Genomic DNA, 18007 nt, shown 5'->3' with positions numbered 1-18007 from the left:
GTATGAAACATTATTGGAAACTAATTATTTATAATAAAATCAATGACTTTATTTTAACACAAAGCATCTAAAATCTAACTCTGCAACCTATCTACACAGCAATAGGTATTCGTTCATATACCCCATTATCTGAACGCATGTTTTTCATATTGTCCGGCTGGTGTTTAATACATCTCAACGAACAAACACAACCTCTTAACAACCGAAGGAATTTAACCATGTTGAAAATCGTTAAAACTTCTCTAGTAATTGCAGCATCATCTTTGGCTTTTTCTAACGCAGCGCAAGCCAATGACATTAACGAAGCACTAGCAAATATCTGCACCATCGTTCAAGCAGATGACAAAGGCGAGCTTCGTAAGAAAATGCGTAGCGTACAGTCTGACTATAAAATGAAACTACGCGATTACTACTCTGGTATTTCGTGCAACGGTCAAAGCTTGATCCGCACAGCGCTATCAAGCAACGCAGTAGAAGTTGGTACACTTTTGGTTAAGAAGATGCCAAGTAAAGATTTACAAGCACCTGAAGCAGATGGCAAAACATTATCTGCTTGGATTAACGAGCAAGGTCTACAGGGCTCACCGATTGCGGCAGAACTTAACGGCCGAATCTAATAAATAGTACATGTATTGTCACGCCATGTGATACATCAGTTCAACATGGTAGCGGCAGGATGCCGCTCTGAGGCCTCTTCGGAGGCCTCTCCCTTTTCTACCTTTCTCGCCCCTTCTTTTTTATTTATCTAAACAACAAATTTATTAATATGACCTGCGGCCCACTGTGCCTGCTCCCGATGGATCCAATGCGTTGCTTCATTGTGTTGGTGAAAAGTAAGTTCTTCCACATAGTTGGGTAAACCATCAAGAATGCTTACATCGAATGCGTCGTCGTTTTTGCCCCACAACACCAGCGTCGGTATCACAATTCTAATATTCGGAACACGTAAAGCAGCAAGCTCATTGTCATCTGCATCAGTTGATGGAATAGCTTGAGGCATATTTTTGTAGTAATTGAGCATTGCTCTTAGCGTGTCGCTGTTTTTCCAGCCAGATAACAATGTATCAGCATAGCGTTTGTCGCTTGAAAACAAGGCATCGCCTAGCATGTTTCGTAACAACGAAAAATCTGACTGCACTAGCGTTTCATGAGCATCATCAGCAATAAGTTGATGTATATACTGACTTTTTAGTCGCTGCGTTCTACTTGTTTTTAGAAGTGATGTAAATGTAGAAGGGTGCGCGGCATTCATAATGATAAGTTTCGAAAACAACTGTGAATGAAAAGCGGCTAAAGGCCATGCAATGGCGCCGCCCCAGTCATGACCTACAAGCACAACTTGTCTTTTACGCCCAACTAATTCAACGAAAGCAGCAATGCGCGTTAGCAGCATGGGAACGCTATAGTCTTCTATGGAGGAAAGTGGTTCAGATTTGTAGTAACCAGGTAAATCTGGTGCAACGACATCGAAACGCTTAGGAAGATGGTCAATAAGCCCCTCCCAAGCATGTGCGTTTTCGGGGAAGCCATGTAAAAAAACTAATAAGGGGCGCGTACTTTCAGTGTCGACAGCATTTTCATAGGTATTACTGAGATAATGAATACTATGGCCCTGAACTTCTAAGAAATGATCGTATAATTTTCGCTTTTCCATATGCTGCTTTCCCATATAAATGTTTCCGTACTACAGAAACAAGTAAATTCAAGATACAAAAAAGCCGAGCGCTTAAGACAAAACATCATCAGCAGCCCGGCTTATTCACGCACTTATTTACACAAGTGCGTTTTTTCTGTAATTAGCAATTACTCAATTGCAAACATACTCTCTGGCATAGACATAAGGTTGTCAGCACCTGATTGCATTGCAGACACAAGTGAACGAGTGCGAGTTAATAAGCGGTCGAAATAAAAACCTGTTGTCAAAATTTTGCTCTTATAGAACTCAGTTTCTGTACTTCCTGCATCAAGCTGCTCTTGCGCTTTCACTGCTATTTTCAGCCAGAAGTATGCCACTGTCACGTAGCCAGAGTACATCAGATAATCAACAGACGCTGCACCAATTTCATCTGGGTTAGACGCGGCGGCCTTACCGATATCCATTGTTATCTGTTGCCACTCATCAAGATGAGAACTTAATGCATTCGTCCAAGCGCTAAACTGCGCGTTGTCGCGAAGTGAATTACAATAATCACGCACTTCTTGTACAAACACGTTAAGCAACTCGCCGTTACTACCCATTACCTTGCGGCCAAGCAAATCAACAGCCTGGATACCTGTTGTGCCCTCATACATAGTACAAATACGCGTATCGCGAGCAAGTTGTTCCATGCCCCACTCTTTAATAAAGCCGTGACCACCATACACCTGCATACCATAGCTAGTTGACTCTTGCGCAGTCTCAGTCAAAAACGCTTTAACAATAGGCGTCAGGAATGCAAGCTTTGCTTCCGCGTGCTGCTTTTCTGCTGCATCATCACCATAAAGCGTTACATCGACAAGCTTCATGCAATATGCCGCAAGCGCTCGGTTACCTTCTGCAAACGCTTTTTGCGTTAGAAGCATACGGCGCACGTCAGGATGAACGATAATAGGGTCAGCCGGACCATCTGGATTTTTACGACCTGTTAGTGAGCGAAACTGAATGCGATCTTTTGCATAGCGCAAGGCACCTTGGAAAGACGCTTCTGATGCCGCCAAACCTTCAAGGCCAGTTCCGATTCGCGCAGTATTCATAAACGTGAACATGCAGTTAAGACCACGGTTTGGAGGACCAATCAAGTAACCTTTTGCGCCGTCGAAATTGATTACACACGTCGCGCTCGCTTTGATACCCATTTTGTGTTCAATGCTGCCGCACGCTACTGCATTTCTGTCTTGCTTTTCGCCGTCTTCACTTACGTTAAACTTAGGTACAACAAACAAGGAAATGCCTTTTGTGCCCTCTGGGGCATCAGGTAAACGCGCAAGCACAATGTGGACGATGTTATCTGACATATCGTGTTCACCGGCAGAGATGAAAATCTTTGTACCGGTTAGGCTGTAGCTGCCATCTTCCTGAGGCTCTGCACGGCATTTCAACATACCTAGGTCTGAACCACAGTGCGATTCAGTTAAGCACATTGTACCTGTCCACTCTCCGCTAATTAGCTTGGGTAGAAACATATTTTGTTGAAGCTCAGTACCGTGCGCTTTCAACGTTTCCATACAACCTTGGCTGAGGCCCGGATACATTGCCCACGAGTGGTTAGCACCCGAGAACCATTCAGCGATTATTGACGATAGCGAGTAAGGGAGCGCCTGACCACCGAAGTCTTCAGGATGAGACATGCTAGGCCAGCCGCCTTCCACGTACGTCTGGTATGCTTCTTTGAAGCCTTTGGGCGTAGTGACTTCACCATCTACCCACTTACAGCCTTCTTCATCACCAGAGGCGTTAATTGGCGCTAAGGTATTCTCAGAAAACTTAGCGGCTTCTGCGAAAATTGCTGTCACTAAGTCTTCAGAAGCTTCATCGAAGCCCAATTTTTGATAGTGACTTTGATAATCTAGTAACTCATGCGTAACGAACATAGCGTCACGTTGAGGCGCTTTATAACCTTCCATACTAATACCTACTATATAACTTCAAATAGACCAGCAGCGCCCATACCGCCACCGATACACATGGTGCAAACTACATATTTCGCACCGCGTCGTTTACCTTCGATGAGTGCATGACCCACCATACGAGCACCGCTCATGCCATAGGGGTGACCAATTGAAATAGCCCCGCCGTTTACGTTTAATAATTCATCTGGAATGCCCAACTTATCGCGGCAATACAACACCTGTACCGCAAACGCTTCATTGAGTTCCCACAGACCAATATCGTCCATGGTCAATCCGTGTTGTTTTAATAATTTAGGAATAGCGAACACTGGGCCAATACCCATTTCATCTGGCTCACAACCTGCAACAGCAATACCGCGATAAATACCAAGTGGTTGTGCACTGCCCTTCGCGGCAGATTGCTCGTCCATGATTACCGTAGCGCTTGCGCCATCAGAGAGTTGACTTGCGTTGCCTGCGGTAATGCAACCACCTTCAATCACTGGATTTAGACCTTGTAGCCCTTCCAAGGTAGTTTCTGGGCGGTTGCCCTCGTCTTTTGATAGCGTTACTTCGCGCTCGCTAGTTTCGCCAGTCTCTTTATTGAATACAGCTTGTACGGCAGTAATAGGGACAATTTCATCATCGAACTTGCCTGCTTGTTGCGCGGCTGCTGTGCGCATCTGGCTTTGGTAGCCATATTCATCTTGCACATCACGGCTAATGTTGTAGCGCTTCCCGACTACCTCTGCAGTTTGAAGCATAGGCATATAAATATCTTTATGCTTCGCAACCAAAGCTGGGTCTACCGCACGAAACATATTCATGTTTTTGTTTTGAACAAGCGAGATTGAATCTAAACCGCCAGCAACCATAATGTTGGTGTCACCAGTTCTAATGGCGTTAGCTGCGGTGGCAATAGCGTACATACCTGAACTGCATTGTCTATCTAGCGTCATGCCCGCCACAGTGACTGGTAAACCACCCGCAAGCCCAGCAAGACGACCGATGTTCATGCCTCCACTACCTTGCGTTAGTGCGGCGCCCATGATGACGTCATCAATACTTGCTGGGTCAACACCGGCACGCGCTACGGCATGCTCAATCGCATGACCACCTAATGATGGAGCGGGTAAATTATTTAGTGCGCCTTTATAAGCGCGGCCAATTGGCGTTCTAGCGGTACTTACAATAACTGCATCACGCATAGGGATTGTCCTTTTCGTTAGCTTACTTCTTATAGTGTTTAAAGCTGCCGCCGTTTTGCGCCAGTTTCACCAATAACTCACTCGGCTCTAACCACATTTTGCCGTAGTCTCCAAGCTGGTCACGATAAGTCGTCAGCTTGTCTAAAATGGTGCCCAATCCCACTTCGTCGGCATATTGCATCGGCCCACCGCGATACACTGGGAAGCCATAGCCATACACATAAATCACGTCAATATCACTTGATTTAGCGGCAATACCTTCCTCAAGAATGGCTGCACCTTCGTTAATAAGTGAGTACATTACACGCACCAAAATCTCTTCGTCGCTAATGTCTTTGCGCTGAACTACTCCTAATCGCTCAGCTTCATGCTTAGCAATTTCAAGTACTTCAGGATCAGGTATGGGTACACGGCTGCCAGGCTCGTAGTTATATGCACCACGCCCCGTTTTAAGACCATTACGCCCTTTCTCAACAAGGCGGTCTGCTACCGCGCCATAGGCAGGGTCGTGAGCGATGTGCTCTTGTCTAGACTGGCGCACATAGTAACCAATATCTAAGCCTGCCATATCACCCATGGTGAATGGCCCCATTGGCATACCAAATTCAGTGAGAACTCTGTCAACCTGCTCTGGCGTTGCACCTTCAAGTAGTAATCTGTTTGCCTCGCGGCCGTATGGCTCAATCATACGGTTACCGACAAAGCCAAAGCATACGCCAACGAGTACTGCGACTTTCTTAATTCGCTTCGCCATTTTCATGCATGTTTTGATGACTTCAGGTGACGTCTTGTCTGCTTTTACCACTTCAAGCAAGCGCATGACGTTTGCAGGTGAGAAGAAGTGCAAGCCAATGACATCCTCAGGGCGTGATGTCGCCGTGGCAATCTCGTCGATATCTAGCGTTGATGTATTCGACGCTAGAATCGCGCCCGGTTTACATACCTTGTCTAGCGTTGAGAAGACTGTCTTTTTCACTTCCATCTTTTCAAACACAGCTTCAATGACCAAATCCACATCAGCAAGATCATCATACGATGTAGTCCCTGTCAGAAGCGACATACGCGCTTCTACTTGTTCTTGCGTTAGTTTTCCTTTCTTCGCTGAGTTTTCGTAATTTTTGCGAATTAGCGCCAAGCCTTTCTCAAGCGCCTCTTCTTTTAGCTCCAGCATAGTGACAGGAATGCCAGCATTGGCAAAATTCATGGCAATACCACCGCCCATGGTGCCTGCACCGATAATGGCTACTTTCTCGATACTACGTTCAGGCGTTGACTTGTCGAAGTCACTGACGTGACCTGCGGCACGCTCGGCAAAGAAGAAATGTTGTTGAGCACGCGCTTGTGGAGTATTCATGCACTCCATGAATAGCTTACCTTCATTTTTAAGGCCAGCATCGAAATCTAGCGTATAAGCACCATGCACAGCTTCTATGCATTTCAGCGGTGCAAAAAAGCCTCTTGCTGCTTTTTTCGTTTGCGCTGTGACAGCGTCAAAAACCGCTTGAACCTCATCGGTCATAGACAGTGTGATATCGCAGGTACGCTTAATGGCATTACTTGGCGTTAGCGACGCTAAATATGCTTTGGTATCGTCAAGCAAGTGCTCTGGTTTGTCTGAAATCTTATCAAAAACGTTTGGTAGCTTTAGTACCGATGTCGGCTTACCACCTGCGATCATGGTAAGCGCCGTTTGTGCATCAGCCAGTCGCGGTAGACGCTGTGTACCGCCAGCTCCGGGTAAAATACCTAGGTTAACTTCGGGTAAACCCACTTTGTTTTCAGCAAACGTAATGCGGTGATGACACGCTAATGCCACTTCTAAGCCGCCACCAAATGCAGGCCCGGGAAGAACAGCTACAACAGGCTTTGTCGCGTTTTCAATTTTATCTAACACTTCGGGGAGCATGGGCGATAAATCACCGCCAGAGAATTCACTGATATCGGCCCCGCCTGAAAAAATGGGTAATGATGAAGAAATCACAATCGCGTTGACGCTATCATCGTTTAGCGCTTGCTCAATTCCATCGATAAGACCAACGCGCAGTGCGCGAGATAAGGCATTAACTGGCGCGCTTTGCATCATCAGCGTAGCTACGCCTTCTTGTACGCTGTACGCCACTGCTTGATTTTCCGTCTGTGTCATAACCATGTCCTGTTTATCACGTTAACTGGATGTTATTGCAGTGTTGTCAATCATCCAAGTTTATTGGTGTTATAGACATTTATCACAATATTTAATATTGACCGCGAAGCCTTTCAACACCGCATTTTCACTTGAACACTGCGCCCTCCCTCGCCTAACGAATATTTGACAGCCAATCCAACCAGTGTTTTTGTTAACTCAACCGTACATTTATTTACATTTTGCTTACAAAGGACATTTTGCTATGCAAGTGTTAAAAACGCCTGAAAGTGCTTTTTCCAAAATTGTTGATTTCCCCTATTCGCCTCAATATGTTCATGTGACGGATACGGTGAGTAGTGAGATTGCCATGGCTTACTACCAAGCTGGCCCCAAAGACGGTCATACTATTTTACTTATGCATGGAGAGCCCACTTGGGCCTATTTGTACCGAAAGATGATGCCGGTTTTGGCTGACGCAGGATTTAATGTATTGGTCCCCGACCTCATTGGGTTTGGACGTTCTGACAAGCCTAAAAGACGAGAGGACTATACATACGCGCGCCACGTTATTTGGGTAAAGGAATGGTTCAATCAGGTTGTAAAAGGCCCAGTTACGTTGTTCTGTCAAGATTGGGGGGGACTGCTTGGCCTTCGACTTGTGGCAGATATGCCCGAACGTTTTGCCGGCGTTATGGTATCGAACACGGGCCTCCCGACGGGGGATCAAACACCAAGCGACGCTTTCATTAAATGGCGACGCTTTTCCCAAGACGTCCCAGTATTCCCAACATCAAGCATCATACAAGGCGCAACCGTTACTGAGTTATCGCAACAGACACTAGACGCTTACGATGCGCCCTTTCCTGAAGAAGAGCACAAAGCGGGAGCACGCATTTTCCCCCTGTTGGTTCCAGCGAGCTCTGACAACCCTGAAGCGCAGGCAAACAGGAACGCATGGGAAAGTTTGAAGCAATTTGGCGCGCCCTTTATGACTGCTTTTGGGGATAGCGACCCTGTAACTGCAGGAGGAGACCGCATTTTCCAAAAACTCATTCCCGGCTGCCAAGGCATTGAGCATGTCACTATCAAAGGCGGTGGCCACTTCATACAAGAAGATAAAGGCGAAGAGCTCGCCGAACTACTCAAACGATTTATCAAAAATACGCATAGCTTATAGGACGATAAAATGGACGCACTTTTAGATTTTACCGGTAATGTTGTTTTAATAACGGGAGCAGGAAGCGGCTTCGGAAGACTTCTCTCACTTGGTCTTGCCAATCGTGGGGCTAAGCTTGTGATTACTGACATTAATGAATCAGCTCTAGAAGAAACAAAAAATGACGTTAGTAGCCTTACTGACGTCGTATCGCTTGCAGGTAATATTGCTAGCGAAGCACTCAATCAAAAACTGGTCGAGCTAGCAATAGATACCTTCGGGCGTTTGGATATTGCGGTAAATAATGCAGGTATTGCCCACAACCCTGCTCCCGTACACCAGATGACAGAAGAGATAATGGATACGCAGTTTGCGGTAAACGTAAAAGGCGTTATGTTCGGCATGAAGTATCAAGTACCCGTGATGCTGGCGCAAAAACAAGGTCATATTCTCAACGTTAGTTCACTCGCAGGGTTAGGCGGCGCACCTAAGGGTGGCGCTTACGCTGCGGCAAAACATGCAGTGTCGGGAATAACTCGCACTGCAGCTGTCGAATACGGCAGAAAAAATGTTCGCGTAAATGCAATCTGCCCATTCTACAGCCCCACTAACATTTTAAATGTGGATGGCTACAATACGCCTGAAGCGAGAGAACAATTAGGACAAGGAAGCCCAATGAAGCGATTGGGTGAACCACAAGAAATCGTCAATACAATGATGCTGCTTCTATCCCCTGGAAACAGCTACATGAATGGTCAAACCATTGCTGTAGATGGCGGAGTAACAGCCTGGTAGCTCATTAAGTATGAGCCACCATACCAATGTATAAGACCGTATGTTTTGTTCTTTTTCTTAATAAGTTTTAATTAAGGAGAACAAACAAAACCGATGAACGAGGCGAGTGCAACCGCCTCTATCATCTTAACTTTATCAGTACAGTCTTAGGCCGAGGTGAAAGCATGAAAAACGCAAAAACACTTGCTTGCGCATTGGTATGCTGTCTTGGGCTTGGTACTGCAATGTCAGTTGCTAACGCCAGCGAAGTTAAACAAAACTCCGGTTTAAAAACGCTCCAAACAAAGCAAACAGTCAAGAAAGCACGTAACGACAGACTATCTTCTTTGGTTGTTTCTAAGCGAGCTGCACAAAGGTTAACATCACATGACGGTAACACTGTGCGCCTTATCCATTCTTCTCTTCCAAGCGAACAAGCCACTGCTCAGTAGGCACTGCCAGTCGTTGTGCTAAAGTTCGTCCGTTACCAAAACAACAATTCAACCACCATTCTCAATACAGATTTATACAATTAGCACCTTGTTTCATAAAAGATTTCCAAACCAAACAGTGTAAGTTGAAGTCAGAAAATTGAATACGAATCGGCTTTTAGAAAAGCCTTTTCTTTCGGGTTGTTTAAGCTATTGAATACGTATGCACCACGTTTAAATATTGATAACAAGATGTAAGCATAATGTTGATGTATTTTTTACTTCAACAGGACACATCAATGAACATTGAACGTATCAAAACTCGCTCACCAAGCTTACTTGCTGCAAGTTTGCTTATGAGCACCGTAAGTTTCCAAAGCAGTGCAGATGTCATTTTGCACGCCTTTAACTGGCAATATGATGACGTTGCCGCAAGAGCCCAAGAAATTGCTGATTTAGGCTATAAAAAAGTTCTAGTCTCACCGGCTTATAAATCGACAGGCGATCAATGGTGGGCACGGTATCAGCCACAAGACTACCGCGTTATCGACAACCCATTGGGTGACACGGATGATTTTCGCGATATGGTCAATGCGCTAAAAGCAGTTGGCGTCGAAACATACGCTGACATTGTATTTAACCACATGGCAAATGAAGCATGGAAACGTTCAGATTTAAACTACCCTGGTAGTGAAGTACTGGCCCAATATGCTGCCAACGAGACATACTATGATAGCATTACCTTGTTTGGTGACGTAAGTAATGGCCTGTTCGGTGGGGGTGACTTTCATGGAACATTCGACCAAGGTGGCCCCAAATGTATCAGTAATTACAGTGACGTAGGCGATGTACAATACAACCGTCTTTGCGGCGCCCCACCTGATCCAGGCCTACCTGATTTAGACCCAAACAACTGGGTAGTAAGCCAGCAGAAGGCTTATTTGCAGATGCTCAAAAATATGGGCGTCACTGGTTTTCGTGTCGACGCCGCAAAACACATGACGAATTATCATATTAATGCCGTATTCGACAGCACTATCAAAAACGGCGTCCATGTTTTTGGCGAGATAATTACAACAGGCGGTGCTGGCAGCAGCGAATACGATAACTTTCTTGCTCCTTACCTTTCTGACACTGGGCACTCAGCGTACGACTTTCCATTGTTTGCACAAATCCGAAGTGCCTTTAGTTTCGGCGGCTCTATGAATTCACTGGTCGACCCTGGTGCATACGGTCAAGCTCTCGCGGGTGATAAAGCCATTACTTTTAGCATCACCCATGACATTCCCTTAAACGATGGTTTTCGTTATCAATTGATGGATCCAACCGATGAGTTTCTTGCCAATGCGTACGTGCTTGGCAGAAATGGTGGTGTGCCTCTGATGTACTCTGACAACAATGAAAGTGGTGATAACCGCTGGGTCGATTTGTATAAGCGTGATGATATTAAAGGCATGATCAAGTTTCATAATGGAACACAGGGAAGCGGTATGCAGGTCATTAATTACAATGACTGTCTAATCTTGTTCAAGCGCGATCACAAAGGTGTGGTAGGCATTAATAAATGCGGCAGTGGACAAGACGTATGGGTTAACACGGCGACCGATAACCTTTGGTGGTACAGAAACTACCGTGACACGTTAAGCAATGACGTACAAACCATTACAAGCCAATGGCACAAGTTTTATGTTCCCGGACGAAGTGCGCGCATGTGGCTGATGGAATAACTCACGCTGAGCGCAGCAAAAAAAGCCCGATGGAAATGATTCACATCGGGCTTTCTTGTTTTTTACTTTCTCAGTGTTTTAAGGCACTCTTTCTAAGGTACGATCACCATCTTGCCTTTCACTTCGCGGTTCATGACTTTAGCCATGGCTTTTGTGGCTTGTTCAAGAGGAAGTGCTTCGTCAACGACAACTTTCACTTTGCCCTGCACGTACCATGTCAGCAGTTCTTTCATATTGTCAGCAAACCCTTTTGGGTCGTGTTGAGTAAATGAACCCCAAAAAACACCCATTACCGAATAACCTTTTACTAGCGCTAGGTTGACAGGGAATTTAGGTATTTCGCCACCAGCAAAGCCTACAACAAGTAAACGTCCTTCCCATGCCATACTGCGGCTACATGCATGGAACGTGTCACCGCCCACACACTCATACACCACATCAGCACCTTTACCGCCAGTCACTTCCTTAAGCGTCTCTTTTAAGTCTTTCTCTTTGTAGTTAATTAGGATATCTGCGCCGTGTTCTTTCGCCAAAGCCAACTTTTCTTCTGTTGAACACACCGCGATAACCTTGGCTCCCATAATTTTACCAATTTGCACCGCAGCCAAACCCGTGCCACCAGCGGCACCAGTAACTACTAAGGTTTCGCCTGGCTGAAGCTTAGCTCTTTGTTTTAACGCGTGGTGCGCAGTTGCATGGGCAGTAACTAGCGCCGCGCCCTCAGTAACATCAATGGGATCGGGTAACGGCATTACGTGTGTGGCTGGAATTAATGCTTTTTGTGCGTATCCTCCTAGATTAGATAACGCGATGACTCGCTGCCCTTCTGCTAAATGTGAGACGCCTTCGCCTACTTCAGCGATGGTACCGGCTACTTCGTTGCCGGGAATAAACGGGAAGTCAGGTTGCATTTGATACAAGCCTTGTACCAAAAGACCATCGGGAAAGTTAACACCTGCCGCTTGCACGTTAACAACTACATGGCCTTTCTTAACTACCGGATCAGGTACATCTTTACATTGAAGTTCATCAATTGGGCCAAAGGCTTCACATACGATTGCTTTCATGTTTTCTCCCTACAAATTTAATGCGCTAATTGCGCTCATATTCTGTTATGCATCTTGATGAATGGTTTGATTCGCTATTTGCGCCAGTGGGCGCACCATTGCACCTAATTGCATTGCCTTTTCACTCGATGCATTTCCGTCATGAGCGCGCTTTACCACGCCTTGCAAAATAGCCGCTAAACGGAAAAAGCTAAACGCAAGATAAAACGTCCAATTTTCAATGCCAGCGATACCTCTTCGCTTGCAATAACTTTCGATATACGCCTTTTCGCTCGGAATGCCTAACGCAGCCCTGTCTAACCCACCTAGCCCAGCAGCATGAGCAATATCACTGGGTAAGCGCAGCTGCATACATTGATAAGCAAGGTCAGCATAGGGGTGACCCAACGTAGAAAGCTCCCAGTCGAGAACGGCAACAACATGCGGGTGAAGTGCATCGCTCATGTCAAACATCATATTGTCTAGACGGAAATCTCCATGTACCAAGGACACCTGACCATCGTCTTGTGGCAAGTTGTTCTCTAGATAGGTAATAAGCGATTCAATCTCTTCGATATGCTCAAGTTCTGAAGCGCGATATTGCTTAGTCCAACGACTTAGCTGACGCTCAAAGTAGCTTCCTGGCTTGCCATAATCTGACAGTCCCGCCTTTTCAATATCCACACTGTGCAGTGCAGCCAATACGCGATTCATTTCATCGTACATCGCTGTGCGCGTCTGTGTTGATTCAATTTCCGGCAGCGCACTATTCCAATAAATGGCCCCATCAACAAAGGCCATAATATAAAACATACTGCCTATTACATTGGTGTCTTCGCACAAGTGATACGCTTTAGGTACAGGTACATCACTTCCCTGTAGCGCGTTAATAACACGAAACTCTCTATCAACCGCATGAGCAGACTTAAGCAACTTGCCCGGCGGCTGGCGACGTAAAACAAACACCCCCTTGTCAGTCGTAAGCTTAAACGTAGGGTTTGACTGGCCGCCAGCAAATTTGTCAGCGGCTGTAGCGTGCCCCACTTCTGGGCACGCTGTTGATAAGTATTCGTTCAGCGCAGATAAATCAATGGCATGCGCCGCTTTTGCGGTTTCCTTAGACACACCTTCTCCTTACGCGTTTTTTTCTGCAATGAGGTTTCGGCCTAACTGCATCATATGCACTTGGTCAGGACCATCTGCCAGCTTGATGGTACGAGCATAGGCGTACATCGCCGATAATACAAAGTCCTGACTTGTACCGGCTGCACCATGCATTTGAATAGCTTCATCAATAACATTGCAGGCCATGGTGGGCGCAACAATTTTAATGGCTGCAATTAAGTCGCGAGATATCTTGTTGCCATAGCGGTCCATTTTATCTGCCGCTTTTAACGTAAGTAGCCTTGCTTGCTCAATGTCACAATACATTTTGGCAATGCTTTCTCTTACAGACTGCTGCTTGCTTAATGGTTTACCAAAGGCAATGCGTTGTTCAACACGTTCACACGCCATATCAAGCGCGCGTTGCGCACAGCCAATAAGACGCATACAGTGATGAATACGACCCGGTCCTAAACGACCCTGCGCAATCTCAAAACCGCGACCTTCACCTAACAGTAGATTTTCAACAGGCACGCGCACATCTTCAAACAGCACTTCAGCGTGCCCGATTGGCTCGTCGTAATATCCCATTGCAGACATAGGTCGCACAATGGTCACGCCTTTTGTATCCATAGGAACTAAAATTTGTGACTGCTGTTGATGGCGGGGTGCATCGAAGTCAGTTTTTCCCATCACCACCATGATTTTGCAGTTCTCATTCATTGCACCACTGGTATACCATTTACGCCCGTTGATAACGTATTCATCACCATCACGCTTTATTGACGTTTCAATATTCGTTGCATCGCTTGACGCGACAGCAGGCTCGGTCATGGCAAACGCTGAACGTATCTCGCCGTTTAATAAAGGCTCTAGCCACTGCTTTTTGTGTGCATCGCTACCATATTTTGCAAGCACTTCCATATTGCCGGTATCTGGCGCACTACAGTTGAATATTTCTGAACTAAACAACACACGTCCCATTTCTTCACACAGTGGCGCATACTCAGCATTGGTTAAACCCGCGCCATACGGCTTATACTCTTCAGGTAAGAATAAATTCCACAGCCCTGCATCTTTCGCTTTTTGCTTTAGCGTTTGCATCATTTCAGGTGTTTTCCAGCGCGCATCGCCACTGGCACTCTCTACCGCATGAATATATTCCTTTTCGATGGGATATACTTCCTGCTCCATGAAAGCTCTCAATTTTTCTAAGAGCGCTTGTGTCTTTTCATTGTATTCAAAATTCATAACGGCCCCATTTAGCTATAGGTAATGGCGTGTAACCTGTCTATCACATCTAAGTGAGGTACACTGTTGAAGTTATTTAGATGTATACCTCGCGGATTAGCGAAGCATTGTGAAAAGCTGGCGTTGCGGATCTGCAAATTCATATCAACGACTTTCGCATCGCTGTAGCCCAATATTTGTTTTAACATCATGGCAATAGCGCCACCGGAACTGACAACCAATATACGCTTCGCATCCAACTGCTGAAGTTCGCCTAATACGTTACTTACTCGCTGCTCAAATGCTTTCCATGTTTCATCAAGGTGGGCATGTTCTAGGGCATCCTGAGACCACGCTAGCATTGCTTTTTTTAGTAAACGGTAATATTCAGAAGACGAAGCCCCTTCTGGCACTTTTTCGTCAGGGAAGCGATGCAAATATGCCTTTGCAACTGCTTGAAAATTAAATTCATTCAACCCACTATTTACGATTGCCTCTGGCAGTTTATGAGAGTCAGAAGCAATACCTGCAGCTATCCCCTCTTTTGTTTCTTGATGGCGGACCATGTCCCCCATGAACACCGCATCAAAAGTAACGTCACGGTGTTTGAAATAGTCGCCAAGCCAGTGCGCTTGCTGAGCGCCTAACTCACTGAGTTTGTCGTAATTTGCTTTTCCAAAAGAGGCTTGGCCGTGGCGCACCAAATAGATGTCTGTCATTCAACGCCCTGATGTTATCAATTTGTTAAGTAATAAAACCATACTAAGGAAAGTTGAAATATAAGTTTAATTGATATTTTGAATAGGTGTGCATCATGTGAAACTATGAAAGTCGCAGTTCATCGGTTACTTGTTGTTGTATTCGACACGATGCGTACAAAATTTGACATGTTTGCGTCAAATTCGTGCAATAAGGATAGCGCCTAATGTATATTTACTGCGCACACAAACTAGTTTTCGTGATATTCCCACGATTTTACTTATGGAAAAGGCGTACTCGGTCGCGAATTTAAGGCGTGAACGACTATGCAAATTAAAAAGAAAAACAATGAAGTTATCGACTCACCCTACAGTAATATTTGGCACGCTTTCATGCTGCTTACTCTCACTACCAAGTGCAGCTCAACAACAAAGTATCGATGAAATCGCTACGCTTGAACGCATAGTAGTTCAAGCGCAGAAAACGCCACAAAATCTACAAGCTATTCCCGTGGCCGTTACCGCACTCTCAAATGAGGACCTAGTACAAACGGCATCTCGGGACATTTTTGACTTACAAAATTACGTTCCAGCATTTGCCGCTTTTCAAAGCCAAAGTGTGACTAATTCTGGTTTTTCTATACGCGGCATTGGAACATCGGCGCAGAATTTCGGCTTTGAATCGTCTGTCGGACTTTATGTAGATGGGGTGTATCGTTCAAGACAAAATGCGTTAATAAAGGACTTAGTTGACATAAGTGCACTAGAGATACTAAGGGGACCACAAGGCACCCTCTTTGGCAAGAACACAGCTGCTGGTGCTATGACAGTAACCTCTGTTGCTCCAAGTCATGATGGGCACAACGGCTTTGCGGAAGTCATGTTGGGTAATGATGATTTGCTAAGACTAAGTGCTGCCTCGTCGTTTTCGTTGGTCGACGATGTGTTGGCACTGCGTTTCTCAGGCTTTACTACCCAAAGCGACGGTTTTATCCAAGAAGAGGTATCTGGTCAAACGCTCAATAATCGCAATCGTTCAGCTATTAAAGCCCAAGTACTTTATACTCCTAGCGACACTATTAGTATGCGGCTAATTGCTGATTATGGAGAGTTAGACGAGCGGTGCTGTGGTGCGCTTACTTATCAAAATAACCTTCAAGCAAACGATGTCACAGGCAAATTTGGCACCGATGCCCTATTATCTCAGCCTCCGTTTAACGCAACGATTTACAGTAAGAACCAATTCTTTGACTATAAAACGTCGTTATCGCAAACGCCTTTATCTAAAATGGAAGACAAAGGCATTTCATTGCAAGTTGATGTTGAGTTAGATGAAAAATGGGATGTTGTCAGTATTTCTGCCTATCGGACTTTTGATAGCCTAGATACCGTTGATACTGATTTTTCTAACGCCGACTTACTTACCGCGACGAATGATGCAAGGCAACAATCATTTTCTCAAGAATTGAGATTACATTTTAAAAGTGACGCTTTACAAGCAATATTAGGCGCATACTATTTTACACAAAACCTCGACCTCACCTTCGACACTACAACCCAAAGTGATTTCCCATCATTTTTTAATGCTGTTGGCAACGAACTATTACCTCTAGCTAACGCTATCAATCAATTAAGTAACTTAAGTGGTGGCTTAATTGCGCCGGCAGCTATGCCTGCACCTGCGAATACTGCATTTAGGCATAATGCTGACCAAGAGCAAGATAGCATTGCTTTATTCGCCCAAACAGACTGGACAATTACAGATGAATTTACACTCACTACCGGGCTTCGCTTCACGCACGAAGAAAAGCGCATTGACGGCGAGTACTTTGAGCAAGGCCCTGAAATAAATGGGCTACCACAAGACCCTGCTCTGTGGCCTAACGTACCATTAGCAATACAGGGCCTTGACGCAATTGGTAACGCACTCTTGAGTGGTAACATACCGTCTAGCGACGCATTATCAACTATTGAACCTTTTCAGCAAGCCGGATGGGGGTATTTCTTTTTAGGATCTGCAGCGGTGCTACCTCGACCTGCACTGGATGCGCGGATAGAAGATGATCAATTAACCGGTACGCTCAAACTTGCTTACACGCCTTATGAGAACATACTCACCTACACAAGCGTGGCGACAGGTTACAAAGCGGGAGGTACAAATACAGACCGTATTTTGCCATCGCTCGACCCGTTATTTGATGCGGAAAAATCGCGTAGTGTTGAAATAGGCATAAAACACGATTTTCCGCAGTATGGTCTGCGCATAAATGCAGCCGCTCACTACACGCGCATTAGTGATTTTCAAGCGACAACGTTCACAGGGAGTGGCTTTAATCTGCAAAACGCGGGGGATATTGTAATAAAAGGTCTTGAAGTTGAGACTACGTGGCTTATTACAAGCAATACAGAGCTTCATGTTAATGCGGCACATACCCTCGCACGGTTTGATGAATTTGAAAAAGGTACATGTTGGGTGGCTTATACATGGCATACTGACATAGATGATCCGGGTCGCCAAACCCCTAGTGCTCCTTTCTGTTCTCGCAAAGGCGACCGCGTGGGTTTTGAACCAGAAAATACATTGGCCATTATGCTAAATCACCATTTTTCCTATGGCAGTTTACTGTTCGTAGCAAGTGTTGATTATCAATATACGGGCGATGTGTATTTAGACGATGCCAATGATCCATACAAGTATGCGGGTTCTTATGGGTTGTTCAATGCTCGATTAAGCATGCAAATTCCACAGTGGGATAGTGAAATTATTGCGTGGGCACGAAACGTGTTTGACGAAGAGTATGTCGCCAGAAGCGGATTTGACGTGCCTGTGCAAACAGGAAAAATAATGGCTTATCCGGGCGCACCTAAAAGTGTTGGTGTCACGTTCAGAAAGCGCTTTTAAACGCGCTTTCTGAAATGG

General features: G+C 45.4%; 14 protein-coding genes. 6 read left to right on the top strand and 8 right to left on the bottom strand.

Annotation, left to right across the window (positions count from 1 at the left end; all coding sequences use genetic code 11):
• Positions 1 to 218: 218 nt before the first annotated feature.
• Positions 219 to 617, top strand: a complete 399-nt coding sequence (locus tag LHL20_RS06470; protein WP_226432713.1) for a DUF3718 domain-containing protein — start codon at positions 219 to 221, stop codon at positions 615 to 617.
• Positions 618 to 745: 128 nt separating this feature from the next.
• Here the strand turns inward: LHL20_RS06470 and LHL20_RS06465 are convergent, their stop codons facing one another.
• The 4 genes from LHL20_RS06465 to LHL20_RS06450 all read right to left on the bottom strand — a co-directional run bounded on the left by LHL20_RS06465 (position 746) and on the right by LHL20_RS06450 (position 6939).
• Positions 746 to 1654, bottom strand: a complete 909-nt coding sequence (locus LHL20_RS06465; protein WP_226432712.1) for an alpha/beta fold hydrolase — start codon at positions 1652 to 1654, stop codon at positions 746 to 748.
• Between the two features lie 149 nt (positions 1655 to 1803).
• The gene (locus tag LHL20_RS06460) at positions 1804 to 3603 is read right to left on the bottom strand and encodes an acyl-CoA dehydrogenase C-terminal domain-containing protein (RefSeq protein WP_226432711.1); all 1800 of its coding nucleotides are present in this window, start codon (positions 3601 to 3603) and stop codon (positions 1804 to 1806) included.
• 11 nt (positions 3604 to 3614) lie between these two features.
• Positions 3615 to 4796, bottom strand: coding sequence for an acetyl-CoA C-acyltransferase (locus LHL20_RS06455; RefSeq protein WP_226432710.1), 1182 nt, complete (start codon positions 4794 to 4796; stop codon positions 3615 to 3617).
• Positions 4797 to 4818: 22 nt separating this feature from the next.
• Positions 4819 to 6939 carry a 3-hydroxyacyl-CoA dehydrogenase NAD-binding domain-containing protein gene (locus LHL20_RS06450; RefSeq protein ID WP_226432709.1) on the bottom strand — a complete coding sequence of 707 codons (2121 nt, stop codon included), beginning with the start codon at positions 6937 to 6939 and terminating at the stop codon, positions 4819 to 4821.
• 244 nt (positions 6940 to 7183) lie between these two features.
• Here LHL20_RS06450 and LHL20_RS06445 point away from each other — a divergent pair, with 244 nt between their 5' ends.
• The 4 genes from LHL20_RS06445 (at position 7184) to LHL20_RS06430 (ending at position 11009) form a co-directional block, all read left to right on the top strand.
• A complete protein-coding gene (locus LHL20_RS06445; RefSeq protein WP_226432708.1) occupies positions 7184 to 8098 on the top strand; it encodes a haloalkane dehalogenase in 915 nt (304 codons plus the stop codon).
• Between the two features lie 9 nt (positions 8099 to 8107).
• Positions 8108 to 8872 (top strand): SDR family NAD(P)-dependent oxidoreductase, encoded by a 765-nt coding sequence (locus LHL20_RS06440; protein ID WP_226432707.1) that lies wholly within the window; start codon positions 8108 to 8110, stop codon positions 8870 to 8872.
• A 164-nt stretch (positions 8873 to 9036) separates the two neighbouring features.
• Positions 9037 to 9303 (top strand): hypothetical protein, encoded by a 267-nt coding sequence (locus LHL20_RS06435; protein ID WP_226432706.1) that lies wholly within the window; start codon positions 9037 to 9039, stop codon positions 9301 to 9303.
• Between the two features lie 278 nt (positions 9304 to 9581).
• A complete protein-coding gene (locus tag LHL20_RS06430; RefSeq protein ID WP_226432705.1) occupies positions 9582 to 11009 on the top strand; it encodes an alpha-amylase family protein in 1428 nt (475 codons plus the stop codon).
• A 92-nt stretch (positions 11010 to 11101) separates the two neighbouring features.
• On the opposite strand, the gene LHL20_RS06425 is transcribed toward LHL20_RS06430, so the two are convergent.
• Genes LHL20_RS06425 through LHL20_RS06410 form a run of 4 tightly spaced genes read right to left on the bottom strand, consistent with a single transcriptional unit; the run spans position 11102 to position 15108 of the window.
• A complete protein-coding gene (locus tag LHL20_RS06425; RefSeq protein WP_226432704.1) occupies positions 11102 to 12076 on the bottom strand; it encodes an NADPH:quinone oxidoreductase family protein in 975 nt (324 codons plus the stop codon).
• 45 nt (positions 12077 to 12121) lie between these two features.
• Positions 12122 to 13180 (bottom strand): phosphotransferase family protein, encoded by a 1059-nt coding sequence (locus LHL20_RS06420; protein ID WP_159625958.1) that lies wholly within the window; start codon positions 13178 to 13180, stop codon positions 12122 to 12124.
• A gap of 9 nt (positions 13181 to 13189) precedes the next feature.
• The gene (locus LHL20_RS06415; protein ID WP_226432703.1) at positions 13190 to 14410 is read right to left on the bottom strand and encodes an acyl-CoA dehydrogenase family protein; all 1221 of its coding nucleotides are present in this window, start codon (positions 14408 to 14410) and stop codon (positions 13190 to 13192) included.
• Positions 14411 to 14421: 11 nt separating this feature from the next.
• The gene (locus LHL20_RS06410) at positions 14422 to 15108 is read right to left on the bottom strand and encodes a histidine phosphatase family protein (protein ID WP_226432702.1); all 687 of its coding nucleotides are present in this window, start codon (positions 15106 to 15108) and stop codon (positions 14422 to 14424) included.
• A gap of 328 nt (positions 15109 to 15436) precedes the next feature.
• Here LHL20_RS06410 and LHL20_RS06405 point away from each other — a divergent pair, with 328 nt between their 5' ends.
• Complete coding sequence (locus tag LHL20_RS06405; protein ID WP_226432701.1) at positions 15437 to 17989, top strand: TonB-dependent receptor; 2553 nt, start codon at positions 15437 to 15439, stop codon at positions 17987 to 17989.
• Positions 17990 to 18007 lie beyond the last annotated feature (18 nt).

The sequence above is a fragment of the Alteromonas sp. McT4-15 genome (genome assembly GCF_020515205.1).
In the GTDB taxonomy this organism is placed as follows: domain Bacteria; phylum Pseudomonadota; class Gammaproteobacteria; order Enterobacterales; family Alteromonadaceae; genus Alteromonas.
The sequence above is the reverse complement of the archived record's forward strand: the minus strand, read 5'-3'. Positions and strand labels throughout refer to the sequence as shown.

What these genes read in the sequence shown, in the direction of transcription:
- LHL20_RS06465 (WP_226432712.1), bottom strand. Translation starts at nt 1,654, where the DNA reads ATGGAAAAGCGAAAATTATACGATCATTTCTTAGAAGTTCAGGGCCAT.
- LHL20_RS06410 (WP_226432702.1), bottom strand. Translation starts at nt 15,108, where the DNA reads ATGACAGACATCTATTTGGTGCGCCACGGCCAAGCCTCTTTTGGAAAA.
- LHL20_RS06415 (WP_226432703.1), bottom strand. Translation starts at nt 14,410, where the DNA reads ATGAATTTTGAATACAATGAAAAGACACAAGCGCTCTTAGAAAAATTG.
- LHL20_RS06450 (WP_226432709.1), bottom strand. Translation starts at nt 6,939, where the DNA reads ATGACACAGACGGAAAATCAAGCAGTGGCGTACAGCGTACAAGAAGGC.
- LHL20_RS06455 (WP_226432710.1), bottom strand. Translation starts at nt 4,796, where the DNA reads ATGCGTGATGCAGTTATTGTAAGTACCGCTAGAACGCCAATTGGCCGC.
- LHL20_RS06435 (WP_226432706.1), top strand. Translation starts at nt 9,037, where the DNA reads ATGAAAAACGCAAAAACACTTGCTTGCGCATTGGTATGCTGTCTTGGG.
- LHL20_RS06430 (WP_226432705.1), top strand. Translation starts at nt 9,582, where the DNA reads ATGAACATTGAACGTATCAAAACTCGCTCACCAAGCTTACTTGCTGCA.
- LHL20_RS06470 (WP_226432713.1), top strand. Translation starts at nt 219, where the DNA reads ATGTTGAAAATCGTTAAAACTTCTCTAGTAATTGCAGCATCATCTTTG.
- LHL20_RS06460 (WP_226432711.1), bottom strand. Translation starts at nt 3,603, where the DNA reads ATGGAAGGTTATAAAGCGCCTCAACGTGACGCTATGTTCGTTACGCAT.
- LHL20_RS06440 (WP_226432707.1), top strand. Translation starts at nt 8,108, where the DNA reads ATGGACGCACTTTTAGATTTTACCGGTAATGTTGTTTTAATAACGGGA.
- LHL20_RS06445 (WP_226432708.1), top strand. Translation starts at nt 7,184, where the DNA reads ATGCAAGTGTTAAAAACGCCTGAAAGTGCTTTTTCCAAAATTGTTGAT.
- LHL20_RS06425 (WP_226432704.1), bottom strand. Translation starts at nt 12,076, where the DNA reads ATGAAAGCAATCGTATGTGAAGCCTTTGGCCCAATTGATGAACTTCAA.
- LHL20_RS06405 (WP_226432701.1), top strand. Translation starts at nt 15,437, where the DNA reads ATGAAGTTATCGACTCACCCTACAGTAATATTTGGCACGCTTTCATGC.